Below are 18,101 nucleotides of genomic sequence, written 5' to 3' on the forward strand. Positions count from 1 at the left end.
GAATGTTGAACCCGATAGGATCGGGAGCCTCAAATCAGTCGCTGGGTAAGTAACATCCTTGTCACCTATACCAGCACTTAGTTCTGGGTTTATTCAAAATCTATCGGGAATTGACCCTCGGGTTTGTCAGCTCCGAGATCCGGTCCGGTCGAAGTGGCCTCGCCTGATCCATTGCCAACGGTATTCGTAGAGTAAGTGTTAAAATTCTCTTCTTCCTTTTCCAAGGGTTCGCCAGTCGTGTTATCAAAGTCAATCTGGCTGACCTCGTTGGGGAAGATCAATTTCATGCGGAAGGGAGGCTCGACTTCAACCGTCGGGTTGTGACTTATTTCCTTGCGGAGAGCCAATTCCATTTCTTCTTTCTCATTGCTCTTGTCGAATGCAGCCCGTTCTTTCTCGCGACTGCTGGAATCGCTGCGGGCAAAGATGTCCTCTAGCGATTGTTCCGCGTCATCTACGATCAAGTCGTCATCCGGGTGGCGGGGAATCAGGCTCAGCTCGCCCATGTTTTCTGCAGTAGTCATTCGACTCGCCTGTTGGGGAGTCACGACCAACGACAAAGTCTTAGCAATGCTCCGCTCTTCAGTTCCTTCGGCAGTTCGTTGCACAGCCTGATCTACCGCATAGACACGAATATTTTGCAGAATAATTTTAGTGAAGGAATGTGGGATGCCGTTCCGCTCGTTCTGCGGAACAAAGAGTTGTACATCCACACGGTCACCAGGGCTCAGCAGGCCAGCCGCACTCTTGCGAGCATCGACGGACACAGTCTTAAGCCGCATGCCTGGAGGAATGCCAGAGATCGGATCATGAGTTTCGCCCTTGGCCAAGAACTTACCATCATTGAGAGGCTCCCCCTGAAAGATAGTCGTCTTGGGACGACGGCTTTCGATGTCTTCCCACTTGGTAATGGCACCCACGGGGACCTTGTCCCGGGGCCATTCTTGCAGGCTGACCATGGCATCATTCACCGGGTCCCCCAGATTGATGTTCTGGAGAGCCACGTAAATGGGCACCGTCTCGATGGAGGCTTGTTTCTTGTTGTTGCTGTCGAGGACCTGGCTAATGCCTATCGAGGCGACCAAGCCGCAGCCAAGCGCAAGCGCAAGCAATAATAATGATTTCGGACGCATCATACCCCCCTGGCATGAGGTCGGAATTATCGGATTCCGGTTGTGTGCCACAACAAGTTGTTGTGAATGGTAGTATCTTTAGGGTCAATAATGTTATCTTGGCCCTTTTTCCGTCGGGTTCTTCTACAGGCCGATCCCGCGATAAAGGGGTTGACCTGTCTTGACGCAATCTCCGCTAACTTGGGCGGACTCTTACGCCTTGTCTGATTCTTCGGCTCTCACTGGCTTTGTGGTCCACTAATTTGTGGAAATTATCCGGTTGTCGCGGTCGTACAACCATTTTCTATAGCTGCATCCCGTGCCAGGCAAAATATGCGATCGAGCCAATGGCAATGGGAATTCCGTAAGGGAGTAAAAACATTCTTGGTTTTCGTTCAGCCGCAATCTCAGCGAGCTTCTCGGGGTCTTTGACCGTAACAATCTCGTTGAAAATGCCCCAGAATTGGTCACGATGCTTGTCCCAAGACTTGGTCCACAGCACCATCCCGACAGCAATGACTCCTCCCACGATGGCAGAGACCGCAAAGGCGAAAAACGTGACGGTTGGCCACATCCAGGCCCCCACACCTGCCAGCAACTTCACGTCGCCAGCACCCATTCCGCCAATGGCATACAATGGCATCAAAAGGGCCAGCCCTACGACCGTACCCAGCAAGCTATACCCCAAGCCTTCCCAGCCCGCATAGGAGGACAGCACGGCGCTGTACGCCCAGCCACTGAGGATCATTGGATAGGTTATCCAGTTCGGAACCTTGAGTTGCAGGCCGTCGATGACAGCAGCCACAATGAGAATCACGGTCACAAACCAGACGTGCCAAGTATCACCAAGAAAATGTACCAATTCGTTCATCAGATTATCCACTTTGCGAGGTTGTAAGTTGCAACGCGTCTTCCACCACTCTGGGTGTCTCAGCTGCGGGGTACGAGGAAGAAAGTTACCATCAAACTCAACATGGCCAGCGCACAACACGCTAGTTGAAATACTTGGGTAAACAACTCATTGGGTATCATGTTGAACATGGTGATAGACTCCACATCATGCGACCGATGGGACGCGCAAATACCCGTCTGACGGGCTTCTTCTAAGCAACAATAGCTTACGAATTACGTGAGTAGGGAGAGTTTGCAAAGTTTTTTCGCGATATAGTCGCCATTCGCTCCGCGAAAGTAGCGCTACTTTCGCGGAGCGAATGGCGACGGTGATTAAAAAAACCTCCCGGGACCCATGTGGATCCCGAGAGGATTCGTCAATTCAAGCGTAGTTCTGACTCCCTGAAAGGGAGAGGCCCACGTTGGATCAGCTACCAGTCAACTGACCAGCGACACCCGTAAAGGTAGCCGAGGCGTTGGTACCGACCGACCGAATCGCCGTCAAGCAGACGATCACGATCAAGGCGAGCATGACTGCATACTCGACAGCGGTGGGGCCATCTTCCGACACGAGGAAACGTTGTACCTTCTTAGCAAAATTCTTCATAGCATTCCTCCAATTCTCGGTGCCGACTTTGTCGACACCCTTCAGGGTTGTCAGGAGTTTTAGTGCTCCCGTTAGTAGGCATTTCTCCGCGTTTCGACCTTCCTGATCTAAGAGCCTTCAATTTGCGGTATCAATGCCTGAACAATAACAAGTGTGCGATTCATCCCTTTGTGTGTGCTTCGTTGCGACTTAAAGTGTGTCTCCATTCGGTAGTCAGGCGAACGTCGAGTAACGTACTCGCCGCCCCTTGACTTTGCGTCCCAACCTTGCGGCTGGTTTGCCTTTGTCGGGGATGATCTCGCAGCAGGCTCAGGTCTGCTCAACAACTCTCACCTAGGACATCCGTGAGTAACCGACTGGTCAGGAAAAGAGAAGTCTTGCAGGTGGCGCCCGCAGCGCTCACCTTTTGCAATCGGCTGACAACCTGTCATTCCGACCACACTTGAAACTTATGTCAGTTCCAAAGGAAGTCAAAATGAAATGGCCAGTCGGGCCATATATTTTCTGTTGGCAGTGTGTACAACTCTCCCCCTCCGTCGATTCAATACAACTCCATCCGAGAAGTCCCTGATTTAAGCTCTTTTTGATGTCATTTTGCAACCTAGACTTGCAATGCGTGGCGATTGGGAATCGTCATCTCCAGACGCGGCTTACCGCTTTGCAAACAAAGAGAACGAAGTGAACGTTATCAAGCAAACAATCGAGCAGCTCGCCTCGGCGGATCGCTGTGCTTACAGCCCCACAGGACCCTGGGCCGCCGAGCCGACTGCACTTACCTGCTTGGCACTTGAGATTCACAACCAACACCAACCAGCCATTCGACTGGCGAAACAACTCGCCGACGCACAAGATTCGAACGGATCAATTGGCGCACTCGCAGACCACGATACTCCTGCTTGGCCAACTAGTCTGGCAATCTTGGCCTGGTTGGCGTGTGCTCAGAAGGCATTCGCCGACAATATCAGGCGCGCCGTCGATTGGTCGCTGGCCACGTATGGCAAACCCGCTGATCCCACACCACAGGTTGGCCACGACCCAAGTATCCTCGGATGGTCGTGGGCCGCCGATACTCATGCCTGGATGGAACCGACCTGTATGTTCGTCTTAGCGCTCAAAGCTGCTGGAATCGGTAAGCACTCACGGGCTCGTGAGGGAGAAAGGCTCATCATCGATCGCTTGCTGCCGACCGGCGGCAGCAACTACGGCAGTACCCTGGTACTTGGACAAGCTACTTTGCCACAAGTTCAGTCGACTGGCCTTGCCATGCTCGCTCTTGCGGGAGAAGAAAATTCTGATCCGCGCGTGGAGGCTTCGCTTAAATATTTGGAAGAAACTCTCGGCCCAATGACCACCACTAGCTCGATGTGCTACGGATTGCTTGGACTCACTGCCCACAATCGCCGCCCACCGCAAGCCGACGACTTTCTCCAACAATCACTAGAACGTGAAGTGAGTCGTGGAACTTGTGAGTATAAATTGGCCCTGATATCACTGGCTGCCCTTAAAGATTTGGCGATTTTTCCAGGGGTCCTTCCCAAGGTAAGTGTATGACAGCACCCAAACAAACTTCACCCAGCGAATCCTTATCGAAACCCACTCGCAGGGCACTACTTGCTGCCGGCGGGGTGGCGTTAGCCGGTTTTTCAGGCGCCAAGGTCCTGGGGCAATTGCTTCTGCCCCGTGCTGATGTCTTCGTTGCCCGCAACCAGAAGTATGATGGCGTGTTGGTGCAAACAATCCGCGATGGCCTAGCCGCTTGCGGCTTCGCGTCTCCCCATTTTGCGGGCAAACGGGTCCTTCTCAAACCCAACATGGTAGAGCCAACTCGCCAAATTCCCCACATGACCACGCACCCAGCCGTGATCATTGCTGCTGCTGAAGTCTTCCGCCAATGGGGCGCAACCGTCACTGTCGGCGAAGCTCCCGGCCATGTCCGTGATACTGAGATGGCCCTAGTCGAGTCGGGTGTCGCCGAAGCCCTCCTCGATTCGAAATTAAACTTTGCTGACTTAAACTACGAAGAAGTAGCTTGGCGTGTGAACCGTGGTCGCGTCAGCCCGCTAAAAGGAATTTACTTTCCGCGCAGCGTGTGTGAAGCCGACTACGTCGTATCGCTTCCGAAGATGAAAACCCACCACTGGGTTGGCATCACTTGTGCGATGAAGAATTTTTATGGGACTCTGCCTGGAATCAAATACGGCTGGCCCAAGAACGTGCTCCACCACAACGGCATCCCGCAAACCGTGGTCGACATCAACGCCTCCCTGCCCAAAACGCTTGCCATCGTCGACGCGATCGACTGCATGGAAGGGGACGGCCCGATCATGGGCAGCATGAAGCACATGGGCCTGGTGCTAGTTGGCAGCTCATTACCCGCCGTCGACGCAACCGCAGCCCGAATCATGGGCCTTCGCCCTGAACGGGTAAGTTACCTCCAACTCGCCGCTGATCGCCTCGGTCCAATCGCCGAAGATCGCATCACCCAGCGGGGTGAGCATTGGCAAGAACTCGTTAGTCCCTTCACGATTCTCGACGAGCCGCATCTAAACAGCTTGCGCGCCACACTCACGGGGCAGTTGGTGAGTTAATACTCATTTGATAGCCGCGTCGCGGAAATCTCAGAAAGAGAAGTGACTTCTGCTTGACAACGCGGAACGTGTCTGCGCTCATCTCCTAACTATTGCCCATCCTGAGCCTGCTCTCCCAGCACGCCGTCGACAATCCGTCGCACTTCTTCCGATGGATCAACCTCTTCAACGTCCTCCGGAATCTCAGCAGCATCCGCATCTGCCTTGGCGGCGGCCAGCATCGCCCGCAAATCCTCGTCACTTACCTGCTCCCTAAATACCCAAGTTCCGTCTGGTTGGCGGGTAGCGATGTGGGACATGACACCGTCGATATCCTCTTCTTTGATCTTGTCTTCCAGCACTCCACTCACAAACCGCCGGAGCGTCATTTGCCCCGCGGCAATTTCTTCGGCATCAAGACCCGACTTATCCAGATACTGGGCCTCGATCACAGAAACGACTAAAGTGTTCAACAAGGGCGACTCCACGAGCGCAGTCATGATTTCCTCCAACTGTGGGCCCGAAATCTGTTTCGCTTGGAAGGCATCAATCACGCGATTGAGTTCCTGCTGAACTTCAATTTTTTCTTGCGCGGGCAGATTTGAGGCATCAAGCGATTGCTCGATGGCAATCGTGGCGACTGACGCTACCCACCCACGCCACTTGAATGAGGCAACGACCCCAAAGATCACCGCGAGGGCGACGAAGATTGCCAGCACAATGAGGCAACCCCGCAAGCAGCCAGAACCCTTTCGAGGTTCGCGGTACGACTCTTCCGGTTCGATTTCAAAGCGTTCGCCAGGCATTCGATAAAACTCCTGCTATAATCCAAGCTTGAAATCCTTGCTGCGCAAGAAAAACCCGGTCACTTACCCATTCGTAAGTGAGACCGGGCAATTGGAATGGTGGAGGCCAACCAATGTTAACAGTGGAGGATAGCGGGCTCGAACCGCTGACCTTCTGGCTGCCAGCCAGACGCTCTCCCAGCTGAGCTAATCCCCCGCGGAAGTGACCAATTGGGCATGTTCGTGCGATGAACCGCACTGGCCCTTTCGGCGACGAACTGGCAAACTAACACCCTCCAAGCCGATTGTCAACGCCGCAACAGCCCGCAGAATACCCAACGCCCAATCACCAATGATCAATGGACTGATATCCGCTTCCTCGTCTTGGTCGTTGGACATTGGTCATTGAAAATTGGTCCTTCCTATGAGCCTCCCCAAAAGTCTGAAAATCCTGGTCACCGTGTGCAAAGTCGCCCTTGCCCTGGGAATCGTCATCTATCTCGTGGCAAAAATTGAAGGGGACGCTGGATTTTCGCGGCTTGTTAGCGAACCCAAGGACTGGCCATTTCTGGCAGCCGCGCTGGTCCTGGTGCTTGTCTCATTCTCATTCAGTTTCGTCCGCTGGTATCTCCTGGTCCACGGACTCGGCATGCAGTTCCTGCTGAGCGATGCTTTCCGGCTCGGCACGCTGGGTTTTATGCTCAACCAAGTGATGCCCGGCAGCGTCGGTGGCGACTTATTCAAGGCCGCTTTTATTGCCCATGAGCAACCGGGCCGCCGGACCGAAGCAGTCGCCTCCGTTTTCATCGACCGTTTCGTGGGTTTGGTAGGCATGTTAGTGGTTGCCAGTGTGGGACTGATATTTGCTGGCCAATCGCTTCGCGATAGTCCCCTGTTGAAAGGGGTCGAGGTAATTGTCTGGACTGCTACTGCCGCAGGCTTGGCAATGCTCATGCTTATGACCAGCCGCCTCGTATCAGGTAACTGGATGCAGAATCTCCTCGGAAAGATCCCCTTGGTGGGCCACCCCTTGAGCCAGTTGAGCGAAGGCTTGGCCAACTTTCGCAGTCATCGACTCTATCTGGTGGCTGCATTCTGTCTCGCGCTCAGCACACATTGCCTCTTGGTAACTGCCTTCTGGTTTATCAGCCGGGGCCTCCCCATCACCGGACCAAGTTTTCAGAACAATGCCACGATCGTGCCTATGGCCTTGGTAGCGGGGGCGTTGCCGCTCACACCAGGAGGTTTGGGCCTCACAGAAACAGGCCTCGCTAAATTATTCGGCACGATCGGTCTGCGCGAATCCGACGGCGCAATGGTCGCACTCTGTTACCGAGCACTTACCTATGTGGTCGCCGCCCTAGGAGCCTTCTACTATATTGCTGCCAAGAAACGAATTGACAAACTCTTAGTTGAGGCGGAAGAACTCGCCGAAGAAATCGCTTAGCGTATCCCCACACGAGCGTTTGCCAACTTGCCGCGATCTGACACATCGCAGGGAATCTCACGGAAGATAGTCTCGGACGGAAAACCCCATATCTCGCCTCCCCTTTTTGTGCCTTTTCGTGTTCTTAGTGGCCGATCCATTTGAACCGACTTACGACAATAGCCTACGGACTCTGCCACCACTTGAGGTAAACTGCTATGCTGGTGAAGCTTTCCAATGCTGCAACAAAGGGAATGAGTACGCCCCATGTCGCAACCAACTCGATTGCCTAAAGACGCCACGGGCCTTCTCTATGACTTGGAAGACCGGCCCGATTTCGCCGCCAGTCTCGTGGGTGCGATCCAGCACGTGCTGGCAAGCGTCGTGGCGATCGTGATGCCAACTTTGGTGATTGGCAAGGCACTCGGCCTGGGAGATGAAATCCCGCATTTGATAAGCATGTCGCTGATCGTTTCCGGAATCGGTACCTTCATTCAGTCGCACCGAATTGGGCCCGTAGGATCAGGGTTGCTTAGCTTACAAGGGACAAGTTTTTCGTTCGTAGGGCCTATTATTGCTGCCGGCATGGCCTACAAAACAACGGGCCACACATCGGAACAGATACTCGCGCTCATCTTTGGACTCTGCCTTGCTGGTTGTCTGGTGGAGATTGGCATCAGCCAGTTCATTACGTCGTTGACGCGGATCATCACGCCGGCGGTGACTGGTAGCGTGATTACGGTGATTGGCTTATCGCTGATTAAGATTTCTTTCACTGACCTGATCGGCAGCGAGGAATCATCTTCAGCGAGCGGCCTGACAAACCTGGCAGTGGGTTTCTTGGTCGTGGCCGTGATTGTCTGGTTGAGCGTTCTGACAAATTTTTGGTTGCGTATCATGGGAGTGATGGCGGGAGTCGGCATTGGTTTCGCAGTTAGCTGGTCATTGGGGATGGTCGATTTCGCAAGACTCAGCAGCGATGCCTGGACAGCAGTCCCGCAACCATTGAAATACGGGCTCGATTTTGATTGGGTCTACTTCGTGCCGATCATGCTCGTCTATGTGATCACTACCATAGAGACGACGGGTGACCTGACAGCAAACTCCGTGATCTCCGGCGAGCCTGTCGCGGGCGACATCTATCTGTCGAGAATCAAAGGGGGTGTGCTGGGCGACGGAATTAACTCCGGCTTGGCTGCACTTCTGAATACGTTTCCCAACACCACGTTTTCGCAAAATAATGGAGTGATCCAAGTGACCGGCATCGCCAGCCGCCACCTTGCGGGTTACATCGCAGTCATCTTGATCACGCTGGGGTTGTTCCCGGTACTGGGCAGCGCATTGCAATTGATACCCAGGCCGGTGCTGGGCGGAGCGACACTCGTCCTGTTCGGCTCGATCGCCGTGGCGGGGATTCGCATCCTGGCGTCGCAGCCATTCAGTCGCAAACAGATTTTCGTTGTCGCGCTCTCGATAGGATGTGGGCTAGGCGTGGCCATGGTGCCCGAAGTACTCAAACCACTTCCCACTTCACTGGGCAACGTCTTCGAGTCACCAATTACCACCAGTGGTGTCATCGCAATCGTGGCAACCCTGCTACTGCCGGGTGATCCCAAGGAAACAGCAAGCCGCGGTCTTACAGATCGCCGGGAATGACACGTTGCTGCAATGTGGCGAAGAGCAAGTATCCCCTCACTCGCAGAACGGCCACTCTCGATGCTGTTTGGTTGTTACGCAATATCGACATTAGCAGCAGAGGCAAAATCGCAAACGTCACGAGTGGGCGGATCGTCGTGAGGAGGCCGAAGAGAAAAAAGCTGCATTTAACGAGGGTGTGTAGCCGAGGCAAAAATATGCCGCCCTCTTTTCCCGCTTGCGAGCAGGAAGCTCGCAGCCGCGCACAAGATAAGCGTGTTCGGCTCGGGGACTGGCTTGAGTGTGATCGAGTCGAGCGCTTGAGTAAAAATGGTGGCATAAGGATAGAGGGCCCTGACGTTCGCCTCCTCTTGGGGCAGCGAACCGGCACGCAAATGCGCGGCAATGATGTGCCGAGGGTTGATTTGATTGAGGATTACTTGCTTGTTGGCCTCGGTGAGCAGTGTGTTAAACGTAGGGAGCACCACCGCGTCAATCTGGCGACTGGGAAAGTCGAAGTTTTCGAAATTCTCGTTGATGTAATCCACGTCACCCAGATGCAAGAGCGACAATCCGCCCATCGTTATGAGGTAAGTGAAGTCCTGGACTCCCGAAAAATCGTTGCCAAATTGATCGAAATGCTCCATGTGAAAAACTTCGATCTCGATGCCGGGCTCGCCAAATTGGATCGACTCAGTTTGGAAGGCAGGGGCGATATTGAGCGCCTGCGAATGCGGACCCAGCGAGGACAATACTTGGGGTGGACCCAAGAACTTGGCATCCGGGTTATTCGCCAGAAAAGTTCCCACGGCACCGCGAGCGTAATGGTCGGGATGATTGTGCGTGGCCAGGGCATAGGCAATATTATCGAACGGCGCGATGCCACGGACCAAGTCCTGCAAATCGGGCGACGACAGACGCGTCCAAAATGAGTTGTTGTGTAGCTGCAGTGCGTCGACGAGGACCTTCTTTCCGCCAGCCGAAAGCAGTACCCCGTTGTTGCCCATGAACGTCACCTGCATGTCTGCGTGAACAGGAGCAACCAGCACGACGAGAAGACTGGCCATCGCGGAGAGAAGGGTCAATCGCGCAGAAAGCGCTTTCAATTCAAAGTGAAATAGGGGGGGAATCTTCATCACTTGGGCTTTCTCCGGGTCTTGGCTGGTGTGTTTCAGAAAATCAAAGTTTAAACAACAGCGGCGATAGATGACGCGACGCATAAACGACGAGAAGCAGGTAGGGTAAATGCAAAACCACCAATCGCAACGGGTAGTTTCCAAGCAGGATCGAAAGACATTGTAGAGGGGCCACTCTGCAAATGCAACCAAAATCCGGGAGAAATCAGAAGTGCAGTCCTTTCGCCCTCAGCGCAGATCACCGAAGGAGAAAAGGAAAACTATTTTTAGGGACGTAATAATCCACCTTAGTATTTGTACGCCAACCTCCACTCTACAACTGTCCCGCCCACTGTCTTGGCTGCAGAGAATTAGCGGAAAGTTTATCTGCGGCGAGTTCCCCAAAGACTTAACATGCTTGCGACACTCAGAGCCAGCGTCGATGGCTCAGGGATATTAAGCGGTGAACTGGTCAATGGTTCTGGAGGATCCTGAGCTGTTTTGCCCAGATTACGCTGCCAGATGAGGAAGTCACGGCCATCGGAATCGCCGTCATCATCCGCGTCGGCGTTGGCATTGATACTGTAACTCGCTTCCCATTTTGCAAGATCGTCTCCGTCTACAATTCCATTCCCGTCAAAATCACCGGGCACAACGGCATCGGTGACAAAACGAAATATTTCTCCCGTGTAATCTAAGACGTAAAGATTTCCATAAAAATCTTCGGCGAAAGAGACAGGCGCATTGAGTGTACCGGCATCAGGAGGCAGCGAACCATGGATGTTGGTTGCGGTCCCAATAGGATTCAAGGGATCGAATGTGCGAATAAAATTCTGCTGAGAATCGCCAAAAAAATACTGTCCTTGCAATTCCGGATCAGGACCACGATAGACATAGCCGCCAGTCACCGCGGCCCCTCCACCGCGAGGATAGTCGTACTCTGGGTCAACTGCCCCAGCGGGAGTAGGATCATTCGGATAGGCTGGGTTTTGAATGAATCCTTCGCGAACTCGCCAGCCGTAGTTCCTTCCTCCGGTGTCGGAGGCTGGTTGGAAATCGATCTCCTCACGAGAGCCTTGCCCGACATCCCCGATCCAGAGGTCCCCCGTTTGTCGGTCAAAACTTGCCCGATAGGGATTTCGAAGTCCATAAGCCCAGATTTCATCATCCCCTGTAACACCGACAAAAGGATTCGAAGCAGGAATGCCATAATTGCCTCCCGTGCCGTTAGTACCATCGACATCGATCCTCAGTGCTTTTCCAAGCAAGTTGGAAGTGATGTCTTGAGAGTTGCCGATGCCGGCCGTGTGGCCAGTGCCAGTATCGTTTCCGTTACCTCCGTCGCCCGTCATGATGTAAAGATATCCGTCATTGGGACTGAAACCAATCCAACCCCCATTGTGGTTTGATTGGGGTTGATTAAAGGCGAGTAGTTCTGTTGCTCCCGCATTGGCAACTTCCGGATTCTCTGAGACTGTATACTCCCGAATGTGTGTCCGCGTAGCCGCCGTTCCACCATCATCGTCGACTGTCACGTTGATGTAGAACTTGCCATTCGTTGCGTAGTCCGGATGGAAGGCCAGGCCGAGCAGGCCCTCTTCACTACTGCTGCTATCCGTGTCTGGAACCGACAGGAACGGAGTCGAGATAATTGTTTCAGTCGACAAGTTTACAATCTTGATAGTTCCAGTTCTTTCCAAGACGAACAGACGCTCTTTATCCCCTGGAGCAAACGTGGCAAACACGGGCTGATTTAAGCCATTAACCACCCGATGCAAACCCACGGCAGCACCAAACGAATATGCCACTCCCAAAAACCCGAAGGCCAGCAGAAAAGCTGAGGTTGTTAGAGTGCCGCTGAAAGATGCGTATTTGTAGCCAGATCTCCGTGCCATGATTCGCCTCGCTTGTTCCGGTAGTGCGATACTTCTGTCCCGAGTGCAAGTATCCCAAATGAGCGAGCTGAATGCAAGAAAACCAAGCAATAATCGTAAGCTAGCGAGCTATTCTGAATCAGCCAAATCATCGTGCGAGACGGCCAGTTCTCGCAGCATTTCTAAGGCATCTTCGACTTCCGAAACTAAGATGCCAATTTGTCGCCCTGCCAAATCGCACCTTGCCAGACAAGTTAATTCGTCGAAATCCTCAGCCGCCTCAAGCCTTCGCCGTGCTCGGACTCCGAGTGAACCGTTCATAAGTGAATGCGCAATCGGGAGGTTCTCAATAAACCAGAGAGTTCGTTCGGTGACGATGCCTTCAAGTGCCTTCAGGGTAGCAGCATGCGGTTGTTTGCGATCGAAAGCCTTTCCCACATCATGCAACAGTGCCGCAGTTAACAGTTCTTCATCGTAAGGAATTTCTTCGCGAACTAGCACGAATACCTGCAGGCTGTGGTAGAGAGCATCTCCTTCCGGATGGGTATGCGGGCTTTGCTTGATCTCGGCAAGAGGGTGCAGCAGTTCGGCATAAGCTGTAAAGCGACGATTCCATTCCACAAGTTGATCGGCGCGGGCTAACGAACGTATCTGCTGGCCGACTTCTGAATCAGAAGGAATATCGATTTGACGAATCCCCTCGGGGAAGAGTCGCTCGGCAGCCGAACGCCGCGCATCCGAATGGCGCAACTCCGGTTGCTCGCGAATGAGCCTGGCGGCTTCCCAGGCGATCTGGCGGCGTGCTTTCGAGTGCTTCACTGGTACGCTAGTGTCAGCTAGTGGTCGAAATGGCGAGCATCGAGGATTCGACGATCTGGAATGGGACGCAAGAATGAGTAAAGCATTCTATCTTGTACCGGCCAACGCGGCACTATCGAAAGTGCAAGTGAGTGTATCAGTTTTGGCTTTTTTCCACGGCTGAGTGTCTCGTTTACCCAGACTAATGCGGCGGAAATCTTCCTCACGGGCGACAAATGCCTCGACCACCGCGGGATCGAATTGCTGAGCGTAGCTAGTGACGATCCACTCTCGGGCGGATTCATGCGTAAGTGCCTCCTTGTAGGGCTGATCGGTCTTAAGGGCGTCGTAAACATCAGCTACGGCCACTATTCGCCCCTCCAGCGGGATCGCTTTCCCTTGCAGGCCTTGGGGATAACCACTCCCGTCCCAGTGTTCGTGGTGCGTCGCTGCGATCTGTTCGGCAACCTTCAAAAAGTCATCATTGGCGAATTGCTTGCGGATCGATGCCAGGCATTCTTTGCCGAGTGCGGCATGCATTTCGATTGCTTCACGTTCACTTGGAGTAATGCGATCGGGCTTGAGGAGAATGGCATCCGGAATGCCGACCTTCCCAATGTCGTGTAGCAAGGAAGCGGTTGCCACATCCGCTACAAAACTAGGTGTGATTCTATGATTCGTCCGTGACATTTCGCTGGCCAAAATCAAAACATAAGAGCGGATACGCTCCAAGTGTTTATTGGTATCGTAGTTGCGGAACTCAGCAAGTCTTGCCAGGCCGAACGTGAGCGCATTACGTGTGCAAATTAAGGACTGGGTCCTCTCTGCTACTTGCGTTTCGATTCGTTTGTTTACAGCATCCAATCCCGCTTCGTAGCGTTTGAGCAAAAAGGCGGCTATCATTGCTGTAGCCCCGACCACGAAAGCAGCCAAGATATAACCGATTTGCATAACGGGCCGAACCGTCGCAGCAACAAACGAAGCGATGGCGATGTCGGAATGGTATACACCCAAGATGGCATTGATGCTGGGAAGACTCAAACCTGTAAAGGTATATATTTTTCCTTCCAGATCGACCTTGCCGTTGACGATTGGAACTCGTTGGAACTCTGCCTCATGTGCCAAATGAATGATCGGTCCATTTGTGCCATCGTTCATCAAGAGGCACTTTCCAGGGAACAATCGAAGTAGCCCTGGGTCGTTCTTGAGGTCGGGATGGCATAGCATGGCACCGTTGTCGCGACGCATAAAGCAGAGGATACCATCGTGTGAGATGTTTGCGTTTTCACACAATATCTGCAGCTTCTGCCAATCCTCAGTGCCAGGTTCGGCTGTCGTGACATGCAGTTCCCTGACTTCGAGCGCAAGTTCGTGCGCCTGCAATTGTCCTGCAGCGGATACATAGTCGTGGACAATGTGGTCATAGGATTCCCACAACCAGCCGGTTACCCATGCGACACCAAACAAGAGGCACCCTGCCTGGGCGGAGACTAATAATGCCAAGAGGAAATATCGGATTCTGATCGGATGCAGGGTCATAGAGGTCGTTCAAATTCTGAGATGCGGTAAATCACTGAGGCTAGGAATTCCCTCTCCTATGAAGCAATTAAGTAGGGGGGAATCAGAGTAAGAATAGCTCGTTGAATAACTCCAATTCTTGATGAAATTTACTCAATGAAGGCTATTTCAATCGATCGCTCTCCCAACAGGCACATTCCCCAAATACGACTTGACCCGACCCTCTAGAGCGTCACAATTGGCCAATTGTGACGCTCATGGAATGAATTTCGATTTTCCTCGATTCGGTAGGTTGCACATGTCCTTGCTCATCAAAAATGGTCGGATTGTCACAGCGTCAGATGACTTTGTGGGAGACATCCTCTGTGAAGGGGAAGTTATCTCGAAAATTGCGCCCCATCTTGATGCAAAAGCCGATGAGGTTATCGATGCAGCAGGGAAATATGTCTTCCCTGGCTTCATTGATCCTCACGTCCATATTTACCTTCCATTCATGGGTACGTATGCCAAGGATACATACGAGACGGCAAGCAGGGCGGCTCTCGTGGGAGGAACTACGACATTGATCGAAATGTGCTGCCCCGCACGCAGCGACGATCCCTTGGAGAGCTACGAACTTTGGCTTTCGCGCGCCGAGCTAAGTGCCTGTGACTACTCCTTCCATATAGGAGTTTCAAGATTCGATGACGAGACCGCAGGCCAACTCCGTGAAATCGTCAGGCGAGGGATTGCTTCATTCAAGATTTTTCTGGCCTACAAGGGGGCGTTTGGCATCAACGATCAGGAATTGTTTAACACGCTCAAGTTGGCGAAGGAACTAGGGGTCATCGTCACAGCGCATTGTGAAAATGAAACGCTCGTCGCTGAGTTACAAGCCCGTTTACTCAGCGAAGAGAAGACCGGTCCTGAGTGGCAAAATGAGTCCCGACCTCCGCAAGTTGAGGCCGAAGGGGTTCATCATTTGATGACCTTTGCCGAGATGACGGGTGCTCATGTCTACTGCGTACACACCTCGTGTCGCGAAGCGTTGAAAGCCGTTCAAGAGGCCCACCTGCGCGGGGTCCATGCGTGGGTCGAATCAGTGATTCCACATTTTGTGCTCGACAAGTCATATACAGAGAAGCCTGAGTTTGAAGGCGCCAAATACGTGATGTCGCCACCTTTGCGTGATGCCAGTCATCAGGATGCACTGTGGGCAGCGTTGAGATCACGACTTATCAGCACGGTGGGTACCGACCACGCCCCATTTGATTTTGTCGGACAAAAGGAGATGGGCAGAGGTGATTTCACTAAGATACCCAATGGCATACCCTCCGTTGAAGATAGAGTGAATATCCTGTACACCCACGGCGTCTGTCGAGGACGCATTGATCTGAATACATTCGTCGACGCTGCAAGCACCCAAGCGGCGCGAATTTTTGGGCTCTACCCACGCAAGGGGACCATTCAAGTAGGCAGTGACGCAGATTTGGTGATCTACGACCCCGACTATCGGGGAACGCTTACTGTGGCCACTCAAGAAATGGCCGTCGATTACAACGCCTTCGAAGGTTGGAAAATCGAAGGGAGACCGGAAGTTGTCACCGTGCGGGGGAAGGTTCAGGTGCAAGGCAGTAAATTCGTCGGTGAGTTAGGCCATGGACAGCTTATGACGCGCGAGCCATCGCATTTCTAGCCATCACCGTTTTTCAAGGGTTAGCATATAGTAACGATGTACGCCACCGCCCACGGTGAATGGCATCAAGAGACCCGAGATCGAATTTTCCAATAGCCGCTGTGGAAAAGCCTTTAAGAAGGCCCGTGCTGCCATAGGCATCTTGAAGAATCGGCGAGAGAGACTGTAAAAGCGGGCCAGGTTGTGGCTTATATTAGACGAAAGATCCTGCAGTTCAATCAGGGATAAGTCTTCTTCCTGTGCTTGCTGGAGCCAATCATCGCACACTGCAAATTCTTCAACAGCCATGGTTTTTTCTACTAGTCGCGCTGCCAACTGCAAATTGGTGTCGTAGGTTTCGAGCGGAGCGTCGCGAAAACAATCGATGACAATGAGCTTCCCACCGGGGCGCAAGACCCGCTGGATTTCGGCAAGAGCTCCCTGCCAATCCGTTCCCTGGCAGAGGCACTCGATTGCAAAGACGGCGTCAAATGCCGCATCATCAAAACGTAGCTGATGAAAATCACCCTGCTCAAATCTGACGTTTGCATATTTTGACGCCTCTTTGACCGCACCTTCAACGTGCTCGACCGAGAGATCGACGCCGGTTAACTGACAATCAGGCAAACGGCTGGCCATATTGCGGAGGTTGAATCCCGTTCCACAACCCACTTCGAGGATGTTGCCTTCTTGAGGCAACTTCTCGGCGATCAGAGATACTTGCCCTAGATAGCCGCTTGTGGAGAACTCCTCATCGCAATTGAGGGCCACGTGCATGGCTCCCTCGCGAGAATGGAACAACCGATATCCCCGATCACTTTGCTTGTAGTAATCAAGTACACTGGAGGAGTCGATTTTGCGATTTGCAATCGCCTGAGTGTCAAATTGCTTGGCGGCGACTTGCAAACACTCGGCAAGCGACAGATCGGGAATCGAAGCAACCTCCATGTAGTCGGCAATCCTCTTTTTCTAACCTCGTGCTAAGGCATCCGATTGATCGACAAAGTCATCGCCAGACCACTGGGCATCGTCGCGAATCATCCGCTTGTCATGCTCAGCCTTGGCAGCAGCGCGGGTAGCCGCTTGACGTTTTACAAGATCGGCATGCGTAGTGAAATACTGTACGCTATGCCCTTTGAAATCTTCTATGCACTCAAACTTATGCTTCTCCATGAAAGCCAGCAGTTCGTCGCACATCTCTTTAACGATGCCATAACCAAACTTCATCACCCCGGTACAGACTTGCACGGTGTCTGCCCCCAGCAAGATGAACTGGGCAGCATCGTTACCTGTTTCTACGCCGCCAATGCCACTGAGGGTCCGGTCTGGATATTCGTTGCGGATTACTTGGGCAATTTCCATGCACATCCTTAGTGCAATTGGCATCACAGCGCGGCAAGAGTATCCACCCGGAGTGGTATACCCTTCTACTTGGGGCTCAGGACGCAGGGTTTCCAGGTCGACGCCCAACACGCTTCGAATCGTGTTGATTGCACTCACACCCTCACATCCTGCTTTGAATGCCGCCCGAGTGGGATCTTCAATATGCGTAACATTAGGGGTCATCTTGGCCCACACAGGGACCTTGGCCACGGCATTCACCCAACCGGAAACTTCCCCCAGGATGTCTGGATTTTCGCCCATGGCGGATCCCATCTTGCGTTCTGGAAGTCCATGAGGGCAAGAGAAATTCAGTTCAAACGCATCAACACCCAAGTCTTGGCAACGTTCGACGATTTCGACCCATGCGTCTTTATTGAACTCCTCCATGATTGATGCGATCAGAATTCGATCAGGATAATTGTCCTTGACGGCCTTGAGTTCCTCAGCCCAGATGTCGAAGCTTCGGTCGCTAATTAGCTCGATATTCTCCCAGCCGATGATCTCTTTCGAGTCTCTTGCACGGAGGCGCGCATAACGGGGCTGGACATTGACCACTTTGGTGGCGTCGAGGCTGATCGTCTTGCAAATGACGGCTCCCCAACCTTCTTCAAATGCCTTCCCAATAACATTTCCGTTGGTGCCTGGAGGGCCTGAGCCAATCACAAAGGGATTGGGAAGTTTTAGGCCATTAACGGTTGTTGCTAGAGTAGGCATCGGAATTCCTCCGCGAGTGAAT

The 18,101-nt window shown here is 52.9% G+C and carries 16 protein-coding genes, 1 tRNA gene and 1 riboswitch; of the genes, 5 read left to right on the forward strand and 12 right to left on the reverse strand.

The features are described from left to right. Positions 1-89: 89 nt before the first annotated feature. The 3 genes from cpaB to Pla144_RS13560 all read right to left on the reverse strand — a co-directional run bounded on the left by cpaB (position 90) and on the right by Pla144_RS13560 (position 2,610). On the reverse strand, positions 90-1,136 hold the full coding sequence (gene cpaB, locus Pla144_RS13550; RefSeq protein WP_146451229.1) for a Flp pilus assembly protein CpaB: 1,047 nt from the start codon (positions 1,134-1,136) through the stop codon (positions 90-92). Positions 1,137-1,416: 280 nt separating this feature from the next. Further along, positions 1,417-1,983 (reverse strand): A24 family peptidase, encoded by a 567-nt coding sequence (locus tag Pla144_RS13555; RefSeq protein ID WP_146451230.1) that lies wholly within the window; start codon positions 1,981-1,983, stop codon positions 1,417-1,419. 447 nt (positions 1,984-2,430) lie between these two features. Next, positions 2,431-2,610, reverse strand: coding sequence for a Flp family type IVb pilin (locus Pla144_RS13560; protein ID WP_146451231.1), 180 nt, complete (start codon positions 2,608-2,610; stop codon positions 2,431-2,433). Between the two features lie 205 nt (positions 2,611-2,815). Beyond that, positions 2,816-2,902, reverse strand: a riboswitch (cyclic di-GMP riboswitch). Between the two features lie 386 nt (positions 2,903-3,288). Between Pla144_RS13560 and Pla144_RS13565 the strand changes: the two genes are divergently transcribed. Both Pla144_RS13565 and Pla144_RS13570 read left to right on the forward strand, forming a co-directional pair. Next, complete coding sequence (locus Pla144_RS13565; protein WP_197530673.1) at positions 3,289-4,161, forward strand: hypothetical protein; 873 nt, start codon at positions 3,289-3,291, stop codon at positions 4,159-4,161. After that, complete coding sequence (locus Pla144_RS13570; RefSeq protein WP_146451233.1) at positions 4,158-5,198, forward strand: DUF362 domain-containing protein; 1,041 nt, start codon at positions 4,158-4,160, stop codon at positions 5,196-5,198. Before Pla144_RS13565 ends, Pla144_RS13570 begins: the two co-directional genes overlap by 4 nt. A gap of 89 nt (positions 5,199-5,287) precedes the next feature. On the opposite strand, the gene Pla144_RS13575 is transcribed toward Pla144_RS13570, so the two are convergent. The 3 genes from Pla144_RS13575 to Pla144_RS13585 form a co-directional block, all read right to left on the reverse strand. Beyond that, a complete protein-coding gene (locus Pla144_RS13575) occupies positions 5,288-5,983 on the reverse strand; it encodes a hypothetical protein (RefSeq protein WP_146451234.1) in 696 nt (231 codons plus the stop codon). Positions 5,984-6,106: 123 nt separating this feature from the next. Further along, positions 6,107-6,179: transfer RNA gene (locus tag Pla144_RS13580), tRNA-Ala, on the reverse strand. After that, the gene (locus Pla144_RS13585) at positions 6,170-6,361 is read right to left on the reverse strand and encodes a hypothetical protein (RefSeq protein ID WP_146451235.1); all 192 of its coding nucleotides are present in this window, start codon (positions 6,359-6,361) and stop codon (positions 6,170-6,172) included. The genes Pla144_RS13580 and Pla144_RS13585 overlap by 10 nt, the downstream gene beginning before the upstream one ends. 25 nt (positions 6,362-6,386) lie before the next feature. On the opposite strand from Pla144_RS13585, the gene Pla144_RS13590 reads away from it, so the two are divergent. Both Pla144_RS13590 and Pla144_RS13595 read left to right on the forward strand, forming a co-directional pair. Further along, positions 6,387-7,409, forward strand: coding sequence for a lysylphosphatidylglycerol synthase transmembrane domain-containing protein (locus tag Pla144_RS13590; protein ID WP_146451236.1), 1,023 nt, complete (start codon positions 6,387-6,389; stop codon positions 7,407-7,409). A gap of 246 nt (positions 7,410-7,655) precedes the next feature. Next, complete coding sequence (locus tag Pla144_RS13595; RefSeq protein ID WP_146451237.1) at positions 7,656-9,044, forward strand: uracil-xanthine permease family protein; 1,389 nt, start codon at positions 7,656-7,658, stop codon at positions 9,042-9,044. A gap of 167 nt (positions 9,045-9,211) precedes the next feature. Here the strand turns inward: Pla144_RS13595 and Pla144_RS13600 are convergent, their stop codons facing one another. The 4 genes from Pla144_RS13600 to Pla144_RS13615 all read right to left on the reverse strand — a co-directional run bounded on the left by Pla144_RS13600 (position 9,212) and on the right by Pla144_RS13615 (position 14,349). Further along, positions 9,212-10,159, reverse strand: coding sequence for an MBL fold metallo-hydrolase (locus Pla144_RS13600; RefSeq protein WP_231936388.1), 948 nt, complete (start codon positions 10,157-10,159; stop codon positions 9,212-9,214). A 362-nt stretch (positions 10,160-10,521) separates the two neighbouring features. Continuing rightward, positions 10,522-12,033: a PQQ-dependent sugar dehydrogenase gene (locus Pla144_RS13605; RefSeq protein ID WP_146451239.1), complete on the reverse strand. Its 1,512-nt coding sequence runs from the start codon at positions 12,031-12,033 to the stop codon at positions 10,522-10,524. A 108-nt stretch (positions 12,034-12,141) separates the two neighbouring features. Further along, complete coding sequence (locus Pla144_RS13610; protein ID WP_146451240.1) at positions 12,142-12,831, reverse strand: phosphohydrolase; 690 nt, start codon at positions 12,829-12,831, stop codon at positions 12,142-12,144. 87 nt (positions 12,832-12,918) lie between these two features. Beyond that, a complete protein-coding gene (locus Pla144_RS13615) occupies positions 12,919-14,349 on the reverse strand; it encodes an HD-GYP domain-containing protein (RefSeq protein WP_146451241.1) in 1,431 nt (476 codons plus the stop codon). A gap of 277 nt (positions 14,350-14,626) precedes the next feature. Between Pla144_RS13615 and hydA the strand changes: the two genes are divergently transcribed. Further along, complete coding sequence (hydA, locus tag Pla144_RS13620; RefSeq protein ID WP_146451242.1) at positions 14,627-16,003, forward strand: dihydropyrimidinase; 1,377 nt, start codon at positions 14,627-14,629, stop codon at positions 16,001-16,003. Between the two features lie 3 nt (positions 16,004-16,006). Here hydA and Pla144_RS13625 read toward each other — a convergent pair whose 3' ends face one another. Then, entirely contained in the window at positions 16,007-16,930 is a 924-nt protein-coding gene (locus Pla144_RS13625; RefSeq protein ID WP_146451243.1) for a class I SAM-dependent methyltransferase, read from the reverse strand. Positions 16,931-16,951: 21 nt separating this feature from the next. Further along, positions 16,952-18,079 (reverse strand): NAD-dependent dihydropyrimidine dehydrogenase subunit PreA, encoded by a 1,128-nt coding sequence (gene preA, locus Pla144_RS13630; RefSeq protein WP_146451244.1) that lies wholly within the window; start codon positions 18,077-18,079, stop codon positions 16,952-16,954. Positions 18,080-18,101: the final 22 nt, after the last annotated feature.

Origin of the sequence: Bythopirellula polymerisocia (assembly GCF_007860015.1) — a bacterium.
Taxonomy (GTDB): Bacteria; Planctomycetota; Planctomycetia; order Pirellulales; family Lacipirellulaceae; genus Bythopirellula; species Bythopirellula polymerisocia.